The sequence below is a fragment of the Streptomyces sp. B1866 genome (genome assembly GCF_031932565.1).
GTDB lineage: Bacteria > Actinomycetota > Actinomycetes > Streptomycetales > Streptomycetaceae > Streptomyces.
Genome location: NZ_JAVSCF010000462.1, coordinates 1 through 2,310, shown reverse-complemented (window position 1 = coordinate 2,310; position 2,310 = coordinate 1). Strand labels below are relative to the sequence as shown.

The following is a 2,310-nucleotide window of genomic DNA, read 5'->3' as shown; positions in this document are numbered from 1 at the left end:
GGGCGCGGCTGGCTGGCCGCCGAGGCGGAGCCGTCCAAGCCGTTCCCGGCGCAGTGGCCCCCGGCCGGTGCCGAGCCGGTCGCCGTCGGCGGCTTCTACTCGCGGCTGGCCGACATCGGCCTCGACTACGGGCCGCTGTTCCAGGGCGTACGGGCCGCGTGGCGCTCGGGCGACGAGGTCTACGCCGAGGTGGCCCTGCCCGACGACGCCGGAGCCGGGGAGTTCGGCATCCACCCGGCGCTGTTCGACGCCGCGCTGCACGGCTCGATGCTGGACAAGGACGCGGGATCGTCGGTGGACCTGCCGTTCTCGTGGTCGGGCGTACGGCTCGGGCGGACGGGCCGCACGCGCGTACGGGTGCGGATCGGCTCGGCGGGCGAGTCCGCGGTGCGGATCGACGCGGTCGACGACGCCGGTACCACGGTCGTCGCCGTCGACTCCCTGGCCGTCCGCCCGACGGACCAGGCACAGCTCGAAAGCGGTCGGCGAGGCAAGCGGAGTTCGCTGTTCCAGGTGGACTGGGCCGCGGTGGCGGCGGGTTCGCCGAAGCCGGTGCGGCTCGCGGTCCTGGGCGGGCTCGCGGCGTCGGGTGAGCGGTACGCGGACCTGGACGCGCTGGAGCGCGCCCTGGAAGACGGCGCCGCCGCGCCGGACGCGGTGCTGGCCGAGGTCGAGGTCCCCGCGGGCGACACGGCCGAGGCCGCACGCGTGGCCGCCGTGGGCGCGCTGGAGCTCGTACAGCGGTGGCTGGCCAGTGAGTGGCTTGGTCAGGCGCGGCTGGTGGTGGTGACGCGTAGCGCGGTGGCGGTGGGTGACGAGGTGCCGGATGTGGTGCAGGCTCCGGTGTGGGGTCTGCTGCGGTCCGCGCAGTCGGAGCACCCGGGCCGCTTCGTCCTGGTCGACCTCGACGGCAGCGGCGCACCCGAGTGGGGCGCGCTGCTCGACCTCGACGAGCCGCAGCTCGCGGTCCGCGAGGGCCGGCTGACCGCGCCGCGGCTCGGCTCCGTCACCGCGGGCACGGACGGTGACCTGTGGCGGCTGGCCATCGGCCGGAAGGGCTCGCTGGAGAACCTGGCGGTCGTGCCCTCGGACGCCGGCCGGCCGCTGGGCGCGGGCGAGGTGCGCGTCGGGGTGCGGGCCGCGGGCCTGAACTTCCGCGACGTCCTGATCGCGCTGGGCATGTACCCGGGCGAGGCGCCGCTGGGCAGCGAGGCCGCCGGCGTGGTCCTGGAGGTCGGCTCCGGGGTGACCGACCTGGCGCCGGGCGACCGGGTGTTCGGCCTGATGGCGGACGCCTTCGGGCCGGTGTCGATCGCGGACCGGCGGACGGTGGTGCCGATGCCGGAGGGCCTGTCGTTCGCGGACGCGGCGGCGGTTCCGGTGGTGTACCTGACCGCGTACTACGGGCTGGTGGACCTCGCGGGTGGCCTGCGGGCGGGCGAGCGGCTGCTGGTGCACGCCGCGGCCGGCGGTGTGGGCATGGCGGCCGTGCAGCTGGCCCGGCACTTCGGCGCGGAGGTGTTCGCCACCGCGAGCCTGCCGAAGTGGGACGCGGTACGGGCCCTCGGGGTGCCGGACGGTCGGATCGCGTCGTCGCGTGACCTGGGCTTCCGGGAGGTGTTCTCGGAGGCGACCGGCGGCGAAGGTGTGGACGTGGTGCTGAACGCGCTGGCGGGCGAGTTCGTGGACGCCACGCTGGAGCTGCTGCCGCGCGGCGGCCGGTTCATCGAGATGGGCAAGACCGACATCCGCGACCCGGAGGTCATCGCCCGCGACCACGCCGGAGTGCGCTACCGGTCGTACGACCTGCTGGAAGCCGGACCGGAGCGCATCCAGGAGATGCTGGTCGAGATCGCGTCGCTGTTCGCGCGGGGTGTGCTGGTGCCGTCGCCGGTGCGTACGTGGGATGTGCGGCGGGGTCGGGAGGCGTTCCGGTTCCTGCGTGAGGGGCGGAACGTCGGCAAGGTGGTGCTGACGGTTCCGGCGCCGCTGGACCCGGAGGGCACGGTGCTGATCACGGGTGGTACGGGCGGTCTGGGTGCGCTGTTCGCCCGGCACCTGGCCGGTGCGCACGGTGCCAGGGACCTGCTGCTGGTCAGCCGTCGCGGCCCGGCCGCCGACGGCGTGGCCGACCTGGTCGCCGACCTGGAGGAACTGGGCGCGCGGGTCCGGGTCGCCGCGTGCGACGTGGCCGACCGCGAGCAGGTCGCCGGGCTCATCGGCTCGTTGGAGCGGCCGCTGACGGCCGTCGTCCACGCGGCGGGTCTCCTGGACGACGGTGTCGTGGAGTCGCTGACCGCCGAGCAGGTC

The 2,310-nt window shown here is 75.4% G+C and carries 1 protein-coding gene; it reads left to right on the top strand.

Annotated features, from left to right (window positions below; all coding sequences use genetic code 11):
* Positions 1-2,310 (top strand): SDR family NAD(P)-dependent oxidoreductase (locus tag RKE29_RS29415; protein ID WP_312008764.1); only part of this gene is annotated, 2,310 nt, incomplete at both ends.